This window comes from Paenibacillus sp. SER-28 (genome assembly GCF_052906305.1).
The window spans coordinates 243,185-259,562 of the sequence record NZ_JBRECM010000005.1 but is presented as its reverse complement, the minus strand read 5'-3'; the positions used below and the strand labels follow the sequence as shown (position 1 = coordinate 259,562).

Here is a 16,378-nt window from a genome sequence, read left to right as displayed (position 1 = left end):
CTAATCTTTTGCTAAGGAGTGATTTTAGTGGCAAAAAAATTAACTGATCTACATCGAATACGTCTCTTAAATCTCCTTCGTGATATTGGGTTTGAACCATCAAAAGTTACTATAGAAAATAAACAGGGGGAAACTGAGGTTATTGATTTAGAGTCCCCGTTACCGAAAGGGTTGCAAGCTGTTTTAAATTCCCGAGGCAGCCTAAGTAAGGAGCAATTACTTGAGATCGAAGAGAGTGTTAAACAATCCAGAGAGGATTGGGATTAGATGGGGTATTTATTTGATACGAATGCAGCTATTGCCCTTCATAGACTTGACTCATCTTTGGATAGAGTAATACGACAAGCTGAGAAAGACAAAGAGAATATTTTCTTTTCTGTTATAACTCAGTCCGAGTTTATAGCCGGGTTGCCCACTGATACTGACTTAGATTCAATACCTTTTCTTGGCGGGGAATTTATCGCAGTTAATTCAGACATCGCAATTAAAGCGGGGCGTATCAGAAGAGAACAAAAAGATAAGTTTGCAAGAAAGCTCAAGACTCCAGATGCATTGATTCTTGCGACAGCTATTATAAACCAATTGGTACTGGTTACGGCGGATCAAGATCTACAGTTCGCTGAGTATGAAGTTAAGGTGATAAACTTTAGCAGGTTAGAATCTTAGAAATTGCAAAAATTTTAATTATAAGAAAACGAAATAAGATGAAGATAATGATCGATATTTCAAGGAAATAGATGATTTCTTTCTGTAAACAGCCTTTTAACTCATTCGTCTCTGCGAATCCCTTACGTTATAATGATGGACTGAATGTAACGGACCGGGTTCGTTTGAGAGAGACGAGCTGAATGATAGGAGAGCCTTGGCGATTGGCCGCTGGACGGAGACCCGAAACACACGGGTTACGAGTCAACACGCTACTCTCTGTAAATATAGGAGGCTGGAACGAGACAGTATGAATCTTAGACAACAATGGTTCGGTAATATCCGGGCCGATATACTTGCGGGCATGACCGTGGCGCTAGCACTAATTCCCGAGGCGATTGCCTTCTCGATCATTGCGGGGGTCAATCCCATGGTCGGGCTGTATGCCTCCATCTCGATGGCAATTGTCATCTCTTTTGCAGGTGGACGTCCGGCGATGATCTCGGCAGCTACTGGAGCGGTAGCGGTACTGGTCGTTGGCCTGGTGAAGGATCATGGCGTGGAATATCTGTTTGCAGCTACCATTTTGGCAGGAATCATTCAAGTGCTGCTGGGTGTTTTGAAAATAGGTCGCTTTATCAGCTTTATTTCGCAGCCGGTCATGACCGGATTTGTGAATGCGCTGGCGATCCTCGTCTTTATGGCGCAACTCACCCACTTTCATGGAGCTAATTGGATCATGTACGCGATGGTAGCGGGGACGCTGCTCATTGTGTATATTTTACCGAGATTTGTGAAGAGCATTCCTGCTCCATTGACGGCAATCATCATCATGACGATCATTACGTATGTATTTGGATTGAATGTGAAAACGGTAGGAGATATCGGTACGCTAACCAGCTCGCTGCCTTCATTCCATTTGCCGCAAATTGAGTGGTCGTGGCATACTTTGCGGATTTTGTTGCCGTATTCCTTTACGATGGCACTGGTTGGACTGCTGGAATCGCTGCTGACAGCCAGTATTTTGGATGAAATGACCGAAACGAAAAGCAATAAAAACCGGGAAGCCCGCGGGCAAGGGATTGCCAACTTTGTAAATGGCTTTTTTGGTGGTATGGGTGGTTGTGCCATGATCGGACAATCCGTCATTAATGTCAGCTCAGGTGGAAGAGGGCGTTTGTCCACTTTTACGGCTGGGGTATTCTTGGCCTTTCTGCTGCTCGTGCTTGGCGGGATTGTAAAGGAAGTGCCAATGGGCGCATTGGTAGGAGTCATGTTCATGGTGTGTATCGGAACCGTAGACTGGAAATCGCTCCGAAACATTGCTAAGGTACCCAAGGCGGACACGTTTATTATGGTGGTCACGGTGATCATTGTGGTGGCCACGCATGATTTGTCCAAGGGCGTGATCGTAGGCGTACTGCTGAGTGCTCTGCATTTTGGCTGGAAAATGGCTAAAATTCGCATCAGCGCAACGGAGAACAACGACGAAAAGGTGTACCATGTCAGGGGTCCGATGTTTTTTGCTTCAACGACTCATTTTGTCGATCATTTCGAACCTTCGGATGATCCAGAACGTGTCGTGGTGGACTTCAGTCATTCTCATATTTGGGATCACTCCGCAGTTACTGCCATCGGCAAGGTGTTGCAAAAGTATACGAAATCCGGCAAATCCATCACCCTGCGGGGATTAAATGAGGAGAGCCGTTTAATTGTAGAGAAGCTCGGCGGCCCTCTTGTTACCGAGCCGCTCGTATGATGAATCGTATAGCATAAATCAAAGCTTGAAATGAAATTTATTCATTTCAAGCTTTTTTTATTTATTTCTGAAATAAAACAACACTTTTCTTCCTGAATCATAGATAAATATGACAAATTTTCATCAAAGTATTGACGTAATAATTGGGCAGGAATACAATCATTGTTATTAAGCAGAGCAAGTACATAGGAATAATTGAAAATCGAAAGGTATACACATATGAACTTAGACTGGGAGTTTATTGTAGAGAGCTTGCCGTTATATGGAGAAGCTATGTGGTTGACGTTGAAGATCGCCTTTTTTGCTATTCTATTTTCATTAGTCGTCGGTTTGCTGTGCAGCACAGTACTGTATTACAAGGTAAGGGGAATTAGCGGCATCGTTGTTGCCTATATTGAGCTTTCCCGAAATACGCCGCTGCTTGTACAGTTATATTTTCTGTATTACGGGTTTACGAAAATAGGTCTGCATATGAGCGAAATGACGTGTGCCATTGTGGGCATGACCTTTTTGGGCGGGGGTTATATGGCTGAGGCGTTCCGTGGGGGAATGGAAGCAGTGAGCAAAACCCAGACGGAATCCGGGCTGAGTCTCGGGCTGTCCAAGATACAACTGGCGAGATATGTTATTTTGCCACAGGCTTTTGCCATCAGTGTTCCGTCTCTGGGAGCGAATGCGATTTTTTTGCTCAAGGAGACTTCCATTGTTGGCGCTATTGCTTTATTAGATCTGATGAATGTGGCAAAAGACCTGATTGGCATGTACTACAAAACGACAGAATCGCTAATTCTGCTGGTATTGGCATATCTCGTTCTGCTTTTACCTTTGTCGATACTGCTGACGTGGGTGGAAAGGAAGGTGCGATATGCTGAATTCGGGGATTAATGTGCTCTTTGAAGGTTCCAATTTCGAGCGTCTATTAGGGGGATTGCTCGTTACGCTGGAGATTGCGTTACTTTCCATTATTATCGGTACTCTACTAGGCATTTTGATGGGGTTGCTGCGCACCTTAAAATCAAGACCGATTCGGTTTGTGCTGAAATTATATTTGGAGACATTCCGCATTATTCCAATTCTGGTATGGTTGTATGTCGTATATTTTGGATTTACTCCTTTGTTGAATGTGAATATCAGCGGGGAATTGACAGCAATTATCGTATTCAGCCTGTGGGGAGCGGCCGAGATTGGTGACATCGTTCGTGGTGCATTGGAATCACTGCCCAAGCATCAGGTGGAATCCGGGCAGGCATTGGGATTGACATATGGACAGTTATACCGCTATGTGCTCATTCCCCAGGCGGTGCGCCGAATGCTTCCCGGTTCTATTAATCTGGCGACACGGATGATCAAGACCACTTCATTAGTGGTGCTGATCGGTGTAGTGGAAGTGGTCAAGGTCGGGCAGCAGATTATTGAGCTTGGTGTAATCAAGGCGCCCACGGCATCCTTCTGGGTGTACGGCTTTATTTTCATATTGTATTTTCTCGTATGCTATCCGTTATCCAGACTTTCCAAAAGATTTGAACGCAGATGGCAAAATTAGCAGGATGGGGTGGATGTCATGGGAGAGGCTGTGGAGGTTTTACTCGAAATTCGAGGGCTGCACAAAAGCTTCGAAGACCGAAAAGTACTGCAACAGATTAATCTGGACGTAACGAAAGGGGAAGTCGTGGTCGTTCTCGGTCCTTCGGGATGTGGAAAAAGCACGCTCCTCCGATGTCTCAATGGTCTGGAGCCGGTCCAGAGTGGAGCTATCCGTTATAGAGGGCAGGACCTGACGGATAAGAAAGTGAACTGGCGTGAGGTGCGGCAGCATATCGGAATGGTGTTCCAGAACTACGAGCTGTTTCCGCATATGACGGTCTTAGAAAATATATTACTCGGCCCGCTTAAAGTTCAGCGGAGAAACAAGCAAGAGGCACTTGAGCAAGCGGAGCAGCTATTGGAGCGAGTGGGTCTGCTGGATCGCAAAGATGCGTATCCGAGACAATTATCAGGTGGGCAAAAGCAACGGATTGCAATTGTGCGAGCCCTGTGTATGAACCCAGAAATTATGCTCTTTGATGAAGTCACCGCATCCTTGGACCCGGAAATGGTCAGAGAGGTACTGGATGTCATGCGAGAGCTGGCACAGCAGGGCATGACCATGATTATCGTGACGCATGAAATGGGATTTGCCAAGTCGGTAGGAGATCGTATCGTTTTTATGGATCAAGGACAGATATGCGAAATGACTACGCCACAGCAATTTTTTACCCAACCGGAAACAGAGCGTGCTCAGCACTTTCTGGATATATTTCAGTACGAAACGATATAAACAGGGGGATGAATACAGATGAGAAAAGGAATGAAGTTCACGACGTTATTACTGGCTTTGAGCTTGCTGATTGTTGGTTTGGCGGGATGTGCAGGAGGCGGAAATACCAACGGTAGTTCAGGCCCGGCTAAATTTGCTTCGATTGAGGACATTAAAAAGAATGGCAAGATTCGTATAGGTGTATTTGCAGATAAGCCGCCTTTTGGCTACGTGGATTCGGAAGGGAAGAATCAAGGCTTTGACGTCTATATTGCGAAGCGGTTTGCCAAAGATCTCTTGGGTGACGAGTCCAAGGTGGAATTTGTTCTGGTGGATGCTGCCAGCCGGGTCGCCTATTTGGAATCCAACAAGGTAGATATCATCATGGCTAACTTTACGGTGACGGATGAGCGTAAGGAAAAAGTCGATTTTGCCAACCCGTATATGAAATTATCCTTTGGCATTGTGTCGCCTGATAGCGCTCCAATCACCACGATTGACCAATTGAAGAATTCGGATCAGAAGCTGATTGTCGCAAAGGGAACAACGGCTGAAACCTATTTCACGAAAAATTACCCTGATATCAAGCTGCTTAAATTCGATCAATATACAGAAATCTTCTCAGCCCTCAAAGACAAACGCGGGGCTGCCATTGCCAACGATAATACAGAGCTGATCGCCTGGGCAAAGGCCAACCCTGGCTTTACCGTAACCATCCCAGCCTTTGGTGGTCAAGATACGATTGCACCCGCAGTAGCAAAGGGAAATAAGGAGCTATTAGACTGGATCAACAATGAGCTGGCTACATTAGGCAAGGAAAACTTTGTGCATCAAGCCTACAAGGACACATTGACCTCTGTTTACGGAGAAGGCTTTACAGATCAACTGGTCGTAGAGGGCGGCAAAGTGGATTAATCTGGGGTGAGTAAAGAGTGTTTGACACGTTTATATGATCATTTTGGAATGTAATTAAGTTCTGAGTGCTGTAAATCTATATATTTGCATAATGGATTCCTTTAAAGCAAAAAGACCCGAATTTCTAAAAAAATGGGTCTTTTTGCTTTGTATAGGATTATTGAAAATAACGCCACACTCTAGGCAGAATTAATATTCATGGACCTCATCTTCAGGTATGTACTCGAGAACATCGTGCAGGGTTAACGGGCGACCAGAAAGGCGAATTAACGTTTCCATCACTGTATTAAACGTTTTAAACTCGATCCGCTTGGATGTATTGTTACACATTTCGTAGATAGTATTGGGTCTGATTTTAGCCTCACGAGCGAGGGCATTTTTAGTAATCCCGATTTCTCGAAGCAATTCTTCAAGTTTGAAAGCAATTCCCTGTGCGTTTGACATTTTCATGTTGAACAGAACCCCCATGTTCTAACGAATTACAAAAATAATTGAGGTCATGCCTTGGTAGTCTCAATGTCCCTCAATTCCATCTTCGGGAATGTACTCTACAATATCAGCAAGAGTAATAGTCCTTGTAAATCTACGCTGGCGGGCGAATCTATTCAAAGCATCAAGGATATGGACAAGTGTTTCTAATTCAAGTCTTTTGGTTTTGCCATTTACCATATCTATTACAGTTGCCGGACGTATTTTTGCTTCTACGGCCAGTTTATTTCGGGAAATATCAAGTTCTTCTAAAATATCGCCAAGTTTAAAATGATATCTATTTTGAATCTCCATAATTTAGATTCTCCTTTTGTTTCATAGTACAAGAAAATCATAAAATCTATTGAAGTTTTACTATAGAAGTAATAAAATAGAACTACAGGAGTAAAACTTGTGGTTTGAATTCCGCTTTTTCGAGTGAATAGTTGTTAGTTTTCTTGCTTTGAATAATTAAAATCATAAGAGGGAGCTAAATCTAAATGAACAAAGGCAATTTTGAAAAAGTAAGTGTCATTCTTGGTCCCTGTGATCTTCCGCATATGTATGAGCTTTTTGAAGGCTATCTGATCAAGGACCGTTACGTCATGATGATCGACAATAGCGTGCTTACTCTTCGACATGTAAAAAAGGAAAGGCATTATTCGCATCTATATGTTGATGGTGACACGGGAGGAATCACTCTTGCAAGACATGTACAACGTGAAGACATAGATGTGATTACTGAGTTGGTCGAACGATTGCGCAACATGGATGCATTAAGTTTTCTTACAGATGAACTGTTATGGAACACATGTCGGGAAGATATAGACTTTGACTTAGTTCGGAACAAAGGACTATGAAAAATGGCGAACGTAAATTCTGATTCGAATTTTTGTTCTCGTTTTACTTATATAATGTAACACAGAAGCCTAAAAGGGTGAAATGGACACTGCCGTAATAAAGATACATACTTCCCCCAAAGCTCTTGCATGCTAGTAGATTTCATTATATAATCTTAAATGATAATGAGAATCATAATCATTAATAACAGTCTTTAGGTGCATGCTCCCAATATGAGCCTAAGTGAATAGGATGGTGATGTACACATGGCTAAAGCAGATGTGGCAACTGCCAGAAGACAGCTTCGGAGTCCGAACAAGGTAACTCGCAGACGAGCTTTGAGAACGATCAAAGCTGCGAAACGCGCGAAGTAGCAGGTTCCAAGTTAACTGCAAATGGCAATACCAGTGTCAAATTTTTCAGTCTCCTCGTTTTGATATTGCACCTGCCTTCCTGATCGTGGTACACAGGAAAGTAGGTGTCTTTTTTTGAATAATAAAAAAGCGCCAGGCGGGTATCGAACCGTTCTGGCGCATTATTTGGAGATATAAAAAAACCAAACTCAAAATGAACATAAAAACGGAGTAGACGGAATAGTGCTGTACAAGCGAAGCGATCGCTTTAAAAGCTTTCCGTAGGAAAGCGCGCTTCGGAAGCATCACCTCCCCGGATTACTACTCTATAAAAGGCTTTGTTCAAGAAATCCGGGGGCGGTGGCGATGGGAAGCACTATCCGACTGCGTAGTGGCACAATATGAAACTTTTAAGTTCGGTTTTAATACAAAAACTACACTTATTTCTTTTGTGCAAACAGCCATTCAATCATATCCTGATTTTGCAGAGCCGGAACCCAGGAGAAGTGTCCCGTAGGTTTGATAATCCCTGCTTCGTATTCAGTGAAGTGAATGAGGTTTCCGTTTTGTGCTTTAATGGCAGCGACCATTTCTTGCGAGTTTTTAGGACTTACTGTGGTATCGTCTGCAGCATGGAAGGCCCAAATAGGAACGTTTTTCAATGCCTCGACGTGTGTAGGTTCAACAGGCGCATACATGTTAACGGCTTTTTCATAGTTGGTCAAACCGGCAATCGGCACACCTGCGGCGAACAAGTCCAGATTTTTTTCCAACAATCTCCACGTTCCCATGGCTCCTTGAGAAATACCAACAATATAGATTCGGTTGGTATCGATCGGGTATTTTAACGCCGTATCACGTACCAAATCGGCTACAGCGCTGTTGCGTGGCTCATCCGCCCAAATGAATTTATGCTCCAGGTCAATCGGGCTTTGTGGAGCGATTACGAAGGATGGGTGTTTGGCTTGCTGCTCAGGAGAAGCCCAAGTGACAGCACCAGCATTCGCTAACAGGTTGACTCCGTTTCCATCACCGCGTTCGCCGTTTCCGTGCAGGAATACAACCAACGGGTAGGTTTTGTCAGGCTCTACCTTAGGCTCAAACGTAAAGTAGTTCAGCTTGAAGCCTTCTTTATTTTCAAAGGTGTTTTTTTGGAAATCGTCCACGATTGGTGTAATTTTATCCGTTGCTTTTACAGTCTGTGTAGAGGCTGGGATGACTGTTTTCTTTGAAGTTGCAATATCTTTCTTTTGACTAATCGTATAATTCAGCGTGTTGATGCGGTTAACTGCGCTTGTTGCATCGTAAGTAAGGGTACTTGCATTTTTATCTTGTGTATCCAGCTCAATCACGACATATTTACCATAAGTACTGCGGTTGGTGATGGCTCCAGTATCATTGGTATATACACCGGTTACGGTTCTGTCTGTATATACATCATTGAGTACAGATTGAACCTGAAAGCTGGACGTGGATAAGGATGCCCCGTCAATATTGGTGCTGTATTTCAGTACGACAGCAGAAACGACTTCACCCAAAGGCTGTACCTGAGTAAGCAGGGTAGCCTGTGGCGCTGGGACATCGGCTGCTGCGGCAGAGCTGGAGGATGGGAAAAAGATCGTAAGCAGGAACACGAAAGATAATAAAACAAGGGCAAAACGTCTTCTTTGCATGAGATTAATCTCCTTTGGTGTCATTTTTTAAAGCGCTTACTACATGTTCGGGATGGTTGACTGTATGCTGTGGAATTCATACAAATCAAAAAAAGGCAAACTCCGGGTACACGTGTGCACTCGGGTTTTGCCTTTTCAGTAACAATCCCACTTGAAGGATAGCACCTTCATTGGAATCTGACAAGTGAAAGCGCTACATTTTTGGGTGTTTTTTATAAAAAAGTTTTACTTTCGTTATGGATGATTCTACAAAAATCCTTAAAGCCGCTTGCAATTAGAAGTAGATAGATCGAACTCATGGTATTCATCTATAGCGGGCAACCAAGATACCGGGCTTTTCAACGGTAATATTGTGGTATATAATCTCCTTAACTTAACAGTGTTAACTTATATAACGATGTTAACAAAGGGGGATGAAATCATGAACCAATACGACGTTATTGTCATCGGTGCAGGACTGGGTGGCTTGTCCTGTGCAGCAAGACTTTCCGCGCTCGGTTACCGAACAGCTGTTTTTGAAAGCCATACTTTAGCTGGCGGTTTCGCAACTGAATTTACAAGAAAGGGATATACCTTTGATGTCTCCTTGCACGGTGTCGGCGGACTCGAGGAGGGCAGCTTCGGTCGGCTGTTAAAGGACTGCAATGCGGACCAGCGAATTGTTCCTCTCCGCAAAAAGCACCCTTACTCCATTCGTTGGGAAGGGCAGACCATTGATATTCCGTCCGATGTTCAGGAGTATGTGCAGCTCCTCAAAAACATGTTTCCTGCTGAGGTGAAAGCCATTGATAGTCTATTCGCGGGCATTCGTCGTTTTGAAACAGGCTTCTCTGCTTTTTCTTCCCTCACTTCCTGGCGCAAGGCGGCTGGCCTGCTCAAAGCAGGAACCTTCTTCCGTTGGACGCAAATGACGACCTGGGAAGCTATAAGACAATTCGGGTTGTCTGACCGATTCACGGAATTTTTCACTGCGCTGTGGGCCTATTATGGATTGCCTCCAAAGCGGCTTGCGGCCTTGTATTTTTTTATTCCCTGGATCGGCTATCATTTGGAGGGGACATATTACATTGAGGGAGGCGCACAGGCTTTATCCAATGCACTGGTGGACGCTATTAAGTCAGCGGGAGGAGAAGTTCATCTGCGCAGTCAGGTATCTGAGATTATGCTCGAACGCGGTAAAGCAGCTGGTGTTCGTCTGAAAAAAGGCGATGCATATAAAGCTAACTGGATTGTGTCTGGTATCAGTCCCCATCATACGTATGGCCGCCTACTGGAAAACCATGATGCTGCCCGTCGTGAGCTGGAAGCTGTCAGCAGTCTGGAGACCGGCACGTCTCTCACCCAGCTATATCTGGGATTATCATGTGAGCCTCATGAGCTTGGCATCACCGAAGAAGACCTAATCCTGTGCAATGAGCCGGATTCGGAAACAGATTATGAAGCTATGATGAGCGGCCAGTATACCAAAGGCAACTGGATGCTCACGAATTATAACGCCATGGACCCTAAGCTCAATGAACCGGGAAAGGGTGTCATTGCAATTACATTTTTGGACAGATTGGAGAACTGGCCTGCCGCACGTCCCGAATATAAAGCCAAAAAGGAAGCCGTGACACAGCAGATATTGGGATGCCTAGAACAGCTGTATCCGGGTTTTGGCAGCAAGGTAGTGGTGGCCGAATTGGGCACACCACGCACAATGCAACGTTATACTGCTAATCCCGACGGGGCCGTTTATGGCTACGCACAAACGGTTCGGCAGTCCGGTATAAAAAGACTGAAGCACAAATCAGCTGTGAATCGTCTGTCATTGGTAGGGGCCTGGACACAGCCTGGGGGCGGGTTTCAAGGGGCTATGAACTCGGGTATAATGGAAGCTGATCGTATCGCCGCCAAATTGGGGTAGGCAGAAAGGGCAAGTACATCTACTCATGAAACATATCAAACGCCGAGAACGTGAAAGCAGTGAGATCCGCCGGAAAATCATTGAGGCCGCCCGGTCGCTGTTCCTGAATCAAGGGTATGCCGAAGTCTCTATGCGCAAAATTGCGGATCAGATCGAATATTCACCAACCACTATTTATCATTATTTTGCCAATAAGGAAGCCGTGGTCTGTGAACTGCTGGTAGAAGGAAATACCTTGTTCCTGCAGGCTCTTCAGCAGCGTGTAGATGAAGCACAGGCAGCGGGATTAAATGCGCTAGACACACTGAAAACGGTATCTGATGCGTATGTTCGTTTTGGAACGGCTAACCCGGAATATTACAACATCCTGTTTATCAGCAACCTGGAATCTGTAAGCTTGGTCAGCCTTATAGACAGTGGGCGTTTTAAAGGCTTTGAGCTGCTTGAAGCTGGGCTCAAAGCCGCTATGGAGGAAGGCTGCATCATTCAAGGAGATGAGCGCCTGATCGCCAGATCCGTATGGAGCATGCTGCACGGATTGACTTCTTTGCTCCTGAATTTTGAACTTCCTATGGCAAAATCCAATGATGAATTGATCGCATTCACTATAGATACTTTCCTCAGAGGGTTAAGCCGCTGACGCAGCGGCTAACTTTCTTTACCTCGCATCACTGTACATGCAAATCCGCGTCTGAAAGCTGCTTAAGCACGGCTTCAATGCGACGTTTATCTTTTTTGAGCATAACGAGCTGCAAAGAAGCAAGAAGCAGACCTGAGATATTGGCCCAAGCGTCTGCTTCCAGAGCGGGAAAAGATCCCGATGAATCATGATATCCAGCGCCTCCGTTGCAATTTTCTGATGAAGCTCGCTATCGGATAGCCATTCAATCAACTGCTCAGCTGTAGGACGGGAGTGAGCGAAAAGTATTGCCCAGCCATCCACCGGATGATTGACTTTATCCCGCATCCAGTTAATGATCTGTGGTGAACGAAAATGCTGTAGCTGCCCATTAGCGGTGTATCCTTCTAATTTGTCTTCTGCGGCCGAATCCTGTAGCAGGTGATTGCAAACACATACCAAGCCTTCCTGCTCGGGTAGGCAACGGGCGCTCAGATAGGCACGTGTGGACGCAAATGCACCCTTAGCATGTAGGGTATTGTTTTGAGCTAAAGATGTCCATGCTTGCGCGGTTTCTGGTTCCCACAAGGAGCGGACCCAATCAGCAGCCCCCATCCCCGCGGTCTCCCCTATTAAAACGGCCCAAGTAGAGAATGGAACCTGGCTATGCTGAATGTTCTGCCAGTGCTGCTCCCAAGCAAGAAAAATATCCTTTGGATCATAGGCTTGAAAAGCCTGCAACACAGCAGGATGATCTACGCCATGCATGGTGGTGTAATGGATCAGCGTCTCCAACGACTGCGCATCCTCCAGTTTCATCGTGCAAAACATGTTCAACCAGCGTAGCCAGAGTTGCAGTGGTGGGCTGTTTAGCTGAATGCCATGCTCATCGGCCACTTTAAACCAATCCCATAGCCATAGCCCATGCAAGGTGAGCATGGTGTCTATATAGGCAGGTAGATTTTTCGCAAGCAGCGTGAACTGGTCCAACTCGTGATAATAGCAGAACACCGCTGGCTCTGTAGTGGATGTCGCCATATCAAGCAGTATCGGATCACCCGCACCATTATAATTAAGGATCAGATATCGTTGCTCGTCCGCTACCGAGTCGGTATCTTCCCCATAGGATGTAAAATAGCCAATATACTCATGATTCCAGCCAAACTCTCCTGTGATATCGTCTAGGATACTCTGCTCTTGTTCAAGATCATTGCTGTTTTTATATGAACACTCCGGTCCATCAGCTACAATACAGTGTGGGGGGAGGCACCATAGTAAATTTAAGCTGCCACACCGCTGTATTAATTCAGACAGGGAGGCAGGCAAAGGCATCCGTAGCCGTTCCTCCAGCTCAGTTAGTTCACCTGTAGAAATCCCCTCCGTCCATTGGTATACCACATCAGGCATCCCACTTTGTCTCAGACGATCAACGACTTGTTCCAGTTTTTCTAAGGTTTGTGCAAAATGTACTGTCATTCGTATTCGTCCTCCTCTTACTCTACAACCCGATAATGCTCTTTTTGCAAGAATGCTAGAATTTCATCACGAAGTGCTATCGCTTTCGGTTCATAAATGATCGCCACTTCGCGTCCATATGCATAGTTAAAACGCACGTATCCGCCTAGAGTCTGAAGAAAAGCCATGCAGATATGCTCATTTTCAATCCATAGGTTTGAGGAAAAATGCTGTTTAAACCGCTGAGCCAATGCTTGTATGGATGCCGGAGCGAAATCCAGGGCTTGCTCGTTCGGATGGGCTGGATTGTAGGCCTCGGTCGTATCCGGGGGATTAAACAGTAGGAATGTTGAGGCTTTGTCTGGGCTGACAGGTTCGAAATAACGGGGAAATGGTTCCATCATTCCGAATTCATCCCGTAAAATATGTTCCAGTGTTTCTGTGAATGGGACTTGAACATCTAAAGTCTTCGTAGTAATGATCTCCGAGTGTCGTGGCAGCCACCGTCGTATGTTGTGTGGAAACCCAATACATGTAGGATACACCTGCTTTCCGGCACTCTATCTATAGGGATAGAGATCAAAAGTAAATGAGAGATATGCTATAATTAGGAAATAAAGTAGTTATAGATTAGTCTATCTTAATTCCATAGGAACTACAATTTGTGAGGGGACGAAGGAGGAACACATCTTATGACAACATCAGGGGTACAAGCCTACATAGATCCAATTTTTGAGGCGATTGATGAGGCGTACGCTTCTGAGCAAAAGCGCATCGCCGAATTCCAAATCAAAAGTGTCCTTCACGAAGGGATTCATGAATACTTAAAAGTTACCTGTAAGAAGGATGGGCTGTGGGTGGATACCTACGAACCGTTTGATTGGGATCATCGTAGACCGGACATGGAGATTTCTGGTTTTACGGAGGGGGTAACACTGCAGCAGGTTCAGGACGAATGGATGCCTGTGTTTAGGGAACGGATAGAGGCGCTATTTAATTCGGAAGAATTCAGTTCCATGTTCTTTCGTTATCGGCTGGATTTTCATCTGGAAGTGGTCTTGGAGAATAAGGCCAATCATTTTACATTCTCACTCCTAAATGAAGATAAACGGCAGCAACTGTTAGCCACTATCCAGCAGTTTGTGGAGCAGAAGCTCAACCCCTCCAGTAAAGCTATCCCGAAGGAAGAGGACGATTTCTTCTTAGTGAGACACTTGCTTGATCCTCATTTGTACGCTATAGATGCCCAGCGGGTGGATGAGTTGCTCCATATAATGGATGCCAAAGTGAAGGTCAGCCGCAAGCGTGAGGAAGCATGGAGGTATCAGCTCAACAGTGGCTTAAAGCATTGGGCTGAAGATGAATTTTTGCTGAAGTATGCGGATCGGGAAAAAAGCTATGGGCTGGATTATAAAGTGAAGCCCGATATTCTCCCTTCGAAAATTCCCACGCCAGCCATGGAGATGTTCCTGCTTACCGCGATGCGGGTGGGTTCGACCGATGCCGATGCACGGCAGAAATATTTGGAGATTGCTGCACAGCTAGGCTCGGAGCAGGCTTCCGTGTGGCTTGAGAGCGGATCAGGAAGCATCCCAACGCTACATACAAGCGAGCGAGTCATCTGCCAAGCCAATGATATTTTGCAAACGCTGGAGGTTCAGATTCGTTCAGAGGAAGAAGAAAGCTATAGAGAAGCACTTGTATATTTATGCGATATTTTAAAGAAGGGCTTTACCAAGGAATATCGGATGAAGTTCAAAAGCAAGGTGAAAAACTACCTGCCTGTACCCAAGTTGGCTAAATCTACGGTACATCGTTTCTTCGCCAATGCACTTGAGTATCCGTCGCTGCATCCGTTGCTGGCTGAATATGCCGAAACCGTGATGGAAGAATTCAAATGGTATAACGATGTAGAGCCCGGTGAAAAGTCGGCGATGCCGGGAACCTATGCGGTAATGGGATTAGGACTGAAAGGAACGAACTATTTCCCATTAGTGAATCGTTATATGAAGCTGGTGGACAGTGAACATCAGTCCGTACAGAACGGTTACGCGGCTGCTTTTGCCGAAGCGCATGGGCTAACACCTGACACGATCCCCGTTTGGACGAGGATTCTACTGGCAAGCAACGAGTCTGCCAAACCACTGAAGTCATCCGGAATCGAAACTGTAGAGCAGGCACAGGTACTGGTGGAGGAGCTTGAGAAGCTGGAGGACTATGAACAAGAGGTGCTTGTTTATCGTATATGGGGTGGCGCGAAGAAACTAAAAAACAGCCTGAAGCAGGCTGTCCCTGAGGTGAAAGAGTTGCTGGAGACGCTTATTCCATAAAAGCATCATATTCATGATAATATCGCAGTCCCTGCGCAATGCGTTCAATATCCGGCTCGCTTCCGCTGTGGCGTAACACTTCAATGACATCCTGTACAGTCGCCACCTCCAGCCAAGATTGCACGTGATGGTCTGGCAGAGATGCAGGGATACTTTCATCACGATGATTGGTGACGGTGAGACCGGCATCCTCCAGCTCCCACAATTCTTCCTCGGGAATGATGTAGTAGGTAGAATTGAGCGGATTACTTTGGACATGTTTCAGATTGGCAAATACCCATTCATTGATTTCTGTTTGGTCAACGGCATGAACTAGTGCTTCAAGGCTGTCAAAAGTTAGTATGCTCATGTATGGAGGCTCCTCTCTTAGCTGCTGGCTTATGCTGTAGCTTTTGTAATATCTTTAAGATGGCCTGGCGATTCTTCGCATCCTTAATGTACTTGGGAATGGAATGGGAAGCCGTACGCATCATACCGGATGTAGGCTTTTCCCGCAACTCGGCAGAGATATAGGAGAGCAGGTAATTCAGGTGTATCCGGTTAAGAGCCCAGACAGGTTTACCCCGATAGTAATCAAGGAAGTACAGCTGGAGCTGGAAAATAGGGTCTTTTCCGTTTTGGATCACGTCCGTATGCCATTCGCGTGATTGAACACGATGCACCGGAACCTGATTGCGTGTCTCACAGTGCGGACAGTTTATATTCGTATTTTTATGGAGTTTCGTTCGGTCATCATGGATTTCGATATTAAAATACCGTTCGCAATGGTTGCATACGCCGCGTGCATAGAATGTATAAGATTCTGGCTGCTGATACGTGTAGTAACAATGAGAGCATCGAACAACGTAATAACATTCTTTTTTGGATCTGGAAATAAAAGCTTGGCCCTGACAACGGGGACAGTGAACAGCTACTTGTTCTCCTCTCCGGATCACGGCGGCAAAGTCATATTTATATCCATGTTCATCTTTGAAGCGCTTTTGCTCCATATTCGTTCCTCCTTTTCGGAAAGAGCGTAAAAACGTACATTTTATGATTCATATGTTATAATATTCCTCAACAACAGAATGGCTTAGATGGGCGGTCGGCTAGTCTCCTGTAAAGGAGGTGACGGTCCTG

Annotated in this window: 19 protein-coding genes; 12 read left to right on the top strand and 7 right to left on the bottom strand. The window is 45.3% G+C overall.

Going from position 1 to position 16,378, the window contains the following annotated elements; translation table 11 throughout:
- Nucleotides 1-27: 27 nt before the first annotated feature.
- The 7 genes from ACUYLD_RS15305 (at nt 28) to ACUYLD_RS15275 (ending at nt 5,615) form a co-directional block, all read left to right on the top strand.
- Nucleotides 28-267, top strand: coding sequence for a hypothetical protein (locus ACUYLD_RS15305; RefSeq protein WP_069290586.1), 240 nt, complete (start codon nt 28-30; stop codon nt 265-267).
- Complete coding sequence (locus tag ACUYLD_RS15300) at nt 268-666, top strand: PIN domain-containing protein (RefSeq protein WP_446675432.1); 399 nt, start codon at nt 268-270, stop codon at nt 664-666.
- A gap of 289 nt (nt 667-955) precedes the next feature.
- Nucleotides 956-2,404: a SulP family inorganic anion transporter gene (locus ACUYLD_RS15295; protein ID WP_446675431.1), complete on the top strand. Its 1,449-nt coding sequence runs from the start codon at nt 956-958 to the stop codon at nt 2,402-2,404.
- A 219-nt stretch (nt 2,405-2,623) separates the two neighbouring features.
- Entirely contained in the window at nt 2,624-3,289 is a 666-nt protein-coding gene (locus ACUYLD_RS15290; protein WP_039271644.1) for an amino acid ABC transporter permease, read from the top strand.
- Nucleotides 3,270-3,947, top strand: a complete 678-nt coding sequence (locus ACUYLD_RS15285) for an amino acid ABC transporter permease (RefSeq protein WP_446675430.1) — start codon at nt 3,270-3,272, stop codon at nt 3,945-3,947. The genes ACUYLD_RS15290 and ACUYLD_RS15285 overlap by 20 nt, the downstream gene beginning before the upstream one ends.
- A gap of 18 nt (nt 3,948-3,965) precedes the next feature.
- Complete coding sequence (locus ACUYLD_RS15280; RefSeq protein ID WP_025721631.1) at nt 3,966-4,721, top strand: amino acid ABC transporter ATP-binding protein; 756 nt, start codon at nt 3,966-3,968, stop codon at nt 4,719-4,721.
- An 18-nt stretch (nt 4,722-4,739) separates the two neighbouring features.
- On the top strand, nt 4,740-5,615 hold the full coding sequence (locus tag ACUYLD_RS15275) for a cysteine ABC transporter substrate-binding protein (RefSeq protein ID WP_446675429.1): 876 nt from the start codon (nt 4,740-4,742) through the stop codon (nt 5,613-5,615).
- Nucleotides 5,616-5,804: 189 nt separating this feature from the next.
- On the opposite strand, the gene ACUYLD_RS15270 is transcribed toward ACUYLD_RS15275, so the two are convergent.
- Both ACUYLD_RS15270 and ACUYLD_RS15265 read right to left on the bottom strand, forming a co-directional pair.
- Complete coding sequence (locus ACUYLD_RS15270; RefSeq protein WP_053326298.1) at nt 5,805-6,065, bottom strand: helix-turn-helix domain-containing protein; 261 nt, start codon at nt 6,063-6,065, stop codon at nt 5,805-5,807.
- Nucleotides 6,066-6,128: 63 nt separating this feature from the next.
- Complete coding sequence (locus ACUYLD_RS15265; RefSeq protein ID WP_010347197.1) at nt 6,129-6,398, bottom strand: helix-turn-helix domain-containing protein; 270 nt, start codon at nt 6,396-6,398, stop codon at nt 6,129-6,131.
- A 185-nt stretch (nt 6,399-6,583) separates the two neighbouring features.
- Here ACUYLD_RS15265 and ACUYLD_RS15260 point away from each other — a divergent pair, with 185 nt between their 5' ends.
- Together ACUYLD_RS15260 and ACUYLD_RS15255 are read left to right on the top strand one after the other, a co-directional pair.
- Nucleotides 6,584-6,943, top strand: a complete 360-nt coding sequence (locus ACUYLD_RS15260) for a hypothetical protein (RefSeq protein ID WP_254350552.1) — start codon at nt 6,584-6,586, stop codon at nt 6,941-6,943.
- Between the two features lie 246 nt (nt 6,944-7,189).
- On the top strand, nt 7,190-7,297 hold the full coding sequence (locus ACUYLD_RS15255; protein WP_158451783.1) for a putative metal homeostasis protein: 108 nt from the start codon (nt 7,190-7,192) through the stop codon (nt 7,295-7,297).
- A 419-nt stretch (nt 7,298-7,716) separates the two neighbouring features.
- On the opposite strand, the gene ACUYLD_RS15250 is transcribed toward ACUYLD_RS15255, so the two are convergent.
- Nucleotides 7,717-8,949, bottom strand: a complete 1,233-nt coding sequence (locus tag ACUYLD_RS15250; protein WP_446675428.1) for a peptidase — start codon at nt 8,947-8,949, stop codon at nt 7,717-7,719.
- Between the two features lie 421 nt (nt 8,950-9,370).
- Between ACUYLD_RS15250 and ACUYLD_RS15245 the strand changes: the two genes are divergently transcribed.
- Together ACUYLD_RS15245 and ACUYLD_RS15240 are read left to right on the top strand one after the other, a co-directional pair.
- Complete coding sequence (locus ACUYLD_RS15245; RefSeq protein WP_446675427.1) at nt 9,371-10,855, top strand: phytoene desaturase family protein; 1,485 nt, start codon at nt 9,371-9,373, stop codon at nt 10,853-10,855.
- A gap of 25 nt (nt 10,856-10,880) precedes the next feature.
- Entirely contained in the window at nt 10,881-11,495 is a 615-nt protein-coding gene (locus tag ACUYLD_RS15240) for a TetR/AcrR family transcriptional regulator (protein ID WP_274483014.1), read from the top strand.
- A gap of 18 nt (nt 11,496-11,513) precedes the next feature.
- Here ACUYLD_RS15240 and ACUYLD_RS15235 read toward each other — a convergent pair whose 3' ends face one another.
- Together ACUYLD_RS15235 and ACUYLD_RS15230 are read right to left on the bottom strand one after the other, a co-directional pair.
- Entirely contained in the window at nt 11,514-12,950 is a 1,437-nt protein-coding gene (locus ACUYLD_RS15235) for an SMI1/KNR4 family protein (RefSeq protein ID WP_446675426.1), read from the bottom strand.
- A gap of 17 nt (nt 12,951-12,967) precedes the next feature.
- On the bottom strand, nt 12,968-13,333 hold the full coding sequence (locus tag ACUYLD_RS15230) for a hypothetical protein (protein ID WP_250266850.1): 366 nt from the start codon (nt 13,331-13,333) through the stop codon (nt 12,968-12,970).
- 288 nt (nt 13,334-13,621) lie between these two features.
- Here ACUYLD_RS15230 and ACUYLD_RS15225 point away from each other — a divergent pair, with 288 nt between their 5' ends.
- Complete coding sequence (locus tag ACUYLD_RS15225) at nt 13,622-15,259, top strand: DUF6138 family protein (protein ID WP_250266849.1); 1,638 nt, start codon at nt 13,622-13,624, stop codon at nt 15,257-15,259.
- Here ACUYLD_RS15225 and ACUYLD_RS15220 read toward each other — a convergent pair.
- Nucleotides 15,249-15,608 carry a DUF7716 domain-containing protein gene (locus ACUYLD_RS15220; protein ID WP_250266848.1) on the bottom strand — a complete coding sequence of 120 codons (360 nt, stop codon included), beginning with the start codon at nt 15,606-15,608 and terminating at the stop codon, nt 15,249-15,251. The genes ACUYLD_RS15225 and ACUYLD_RS15220 overlap by 11 nt on opposite strands.
- Complete coding sequence (locus ACUYLD_RS15215) at nt 15,589-16,248, bottom strand: hypothetical protein (RefSeq protein WP_250240659.1); 660 nt, start codon at nt 16,246-16,248, stop codon at nt 15,589-15,591. Before ACUYLD_RS15215 ends, ACUYLD_RS15220 begins: the two co-directional genes overlap by 20 nt.
- Nucleotides 16,249-16,378 lie beyond the last annotated feature (130 nt).

Excerpts from the sequence above, each read along its gene's own strand:
- ACUYLD_RS15295 (WP_446675431.1), top strand. The coding sequence starts at position 956 with ATGAATCTTAGACAACAATGGTTCGGTAATATCCGGGCCGATATACTT.
- ACUYLD_RS15215 (WP_250240659.1), bottom strand. The coding sequence starts at position 16,248 with ATGGAGCAAAAGCGCTTCAAAGATGAACATGGATATAAATATGACTTT.
- ACUYLD_RS15275 (WP_446675429.1), top strand. The coding sequence starts at position 4,740 with ATGAGAAAAGGAATGAAGTTCACGACGTTATTACTGGCTTTGAGCTTG.
- ACUYLD_RS15260 (WP_254350552.1), top strand. The coding sequence starts at position 6,584 with ATGAACAAAGGCAATTTTGAAAAAGTAAGTGTCATTCTTGGTCCCTGT.
- ACUYLD_RS15245 (WP_446675427.1), top strand. The coding sequence starts at position 9,371 with ATGAACCAATACGACGTTATTGTCATCGGTGCAGGACTGGGTGGCTTG.
- ACUYLD_RS15280 (WP_025721631.1), top strand. The coding sequence starts at position 3,966 with ATGGGAGAGGCTGTGGAGGTTTTACTCGAAATTCGAGGGCTGCACAAA.
- ACUYLD_RS15220 (WP_250266848.1), bottom strand. The coding sequence starts at position 15,608 with ATGAGCATACTAACTTTTGACAGCCTTGAAGCACTAGTTCATGCCGTT.
- ACUYLD_RS15285 (WP_446675430.1), top strand. The coding sequence starts at position 3,270 with ATGCTGAATTCGGGGATTAATGTGCTCTTTGAAGGTTCCAATTTCGAG.
- ACUYLD_RS15300 (WP_446675432.1), top strand. The coding sequence starts at position 268 with ATGGGGTATTTATTTGATACGAATGCAGCTATTGCCCTTCATAGACTT.
- ACUYLD_RS15250 (WP_446675428.1), bottom strand. The coding sequence starts at position 8,949 with ATGCAAAGAAGACGTTTTGCCCTTGTTTTATTATCTTTCGTGTTCCTG.
- ACUYLD_RS15265 (WP_010347197.1), bottom strand. The coding sequence starts at position 6,398 with ATGGAGATTCAAAATAGATATCATTTTAAACTTGGCGATATTTTAGAA.
- ACUYLD_RS15255 (WP_158451783.1), top strand. The coding sequence starts at position 7,190 with ATGGCTAAAGCAGATGTGGCAACTGCCAGAAGACAGCTTCGGAGTCCG.
- ACUYLD_RS15240 (WP_274483014.1), top strand. The coding sequence starts at position 10,881 with ATGAAACATATCAAACGCCGAGAACGTGAAAGCAGTGAGATCCGCCGG.
- ACUYLD_RS15225 (WP_250266849.1), top strand. The coding sequence starts at position 13,622 with ATGACAACATCAGGGGTACAAGCCTACATAGATCCAATTTTTGAGGCG.
- ACUYLD_RS15290 (WP_039271644.1), top strand. The coding sequence starts at position 2,624 with ATGAACTTAGACTGGGAGTTTATTGTAGAGAGCTTGCCGTTATATGGA.
- ACUYLD_RS15230 (WP_250266850.1), bottom strand. The coding sequence starts at position 13,333 with ATGATGGAACCATTTCCCCGTTATTTCGAACCTGTCAGCCCAGACAAA.
- ACUYLD_RS15235 (WP_446675426.1), bottom strand. The coding sequence starts at position 12,950 with ATGACAGTACATTTTGCACAAACCTTAGAAAAACTGGAACAAGTCGTT.
- ACUYLD_RS15270 (WP_053326298.1), bottom strand. The coding sequence starts at position 6,065 with ATGAAAATGTCAAACGCACAGGGAATTGCTTTCAAACTTGAAGAATTG.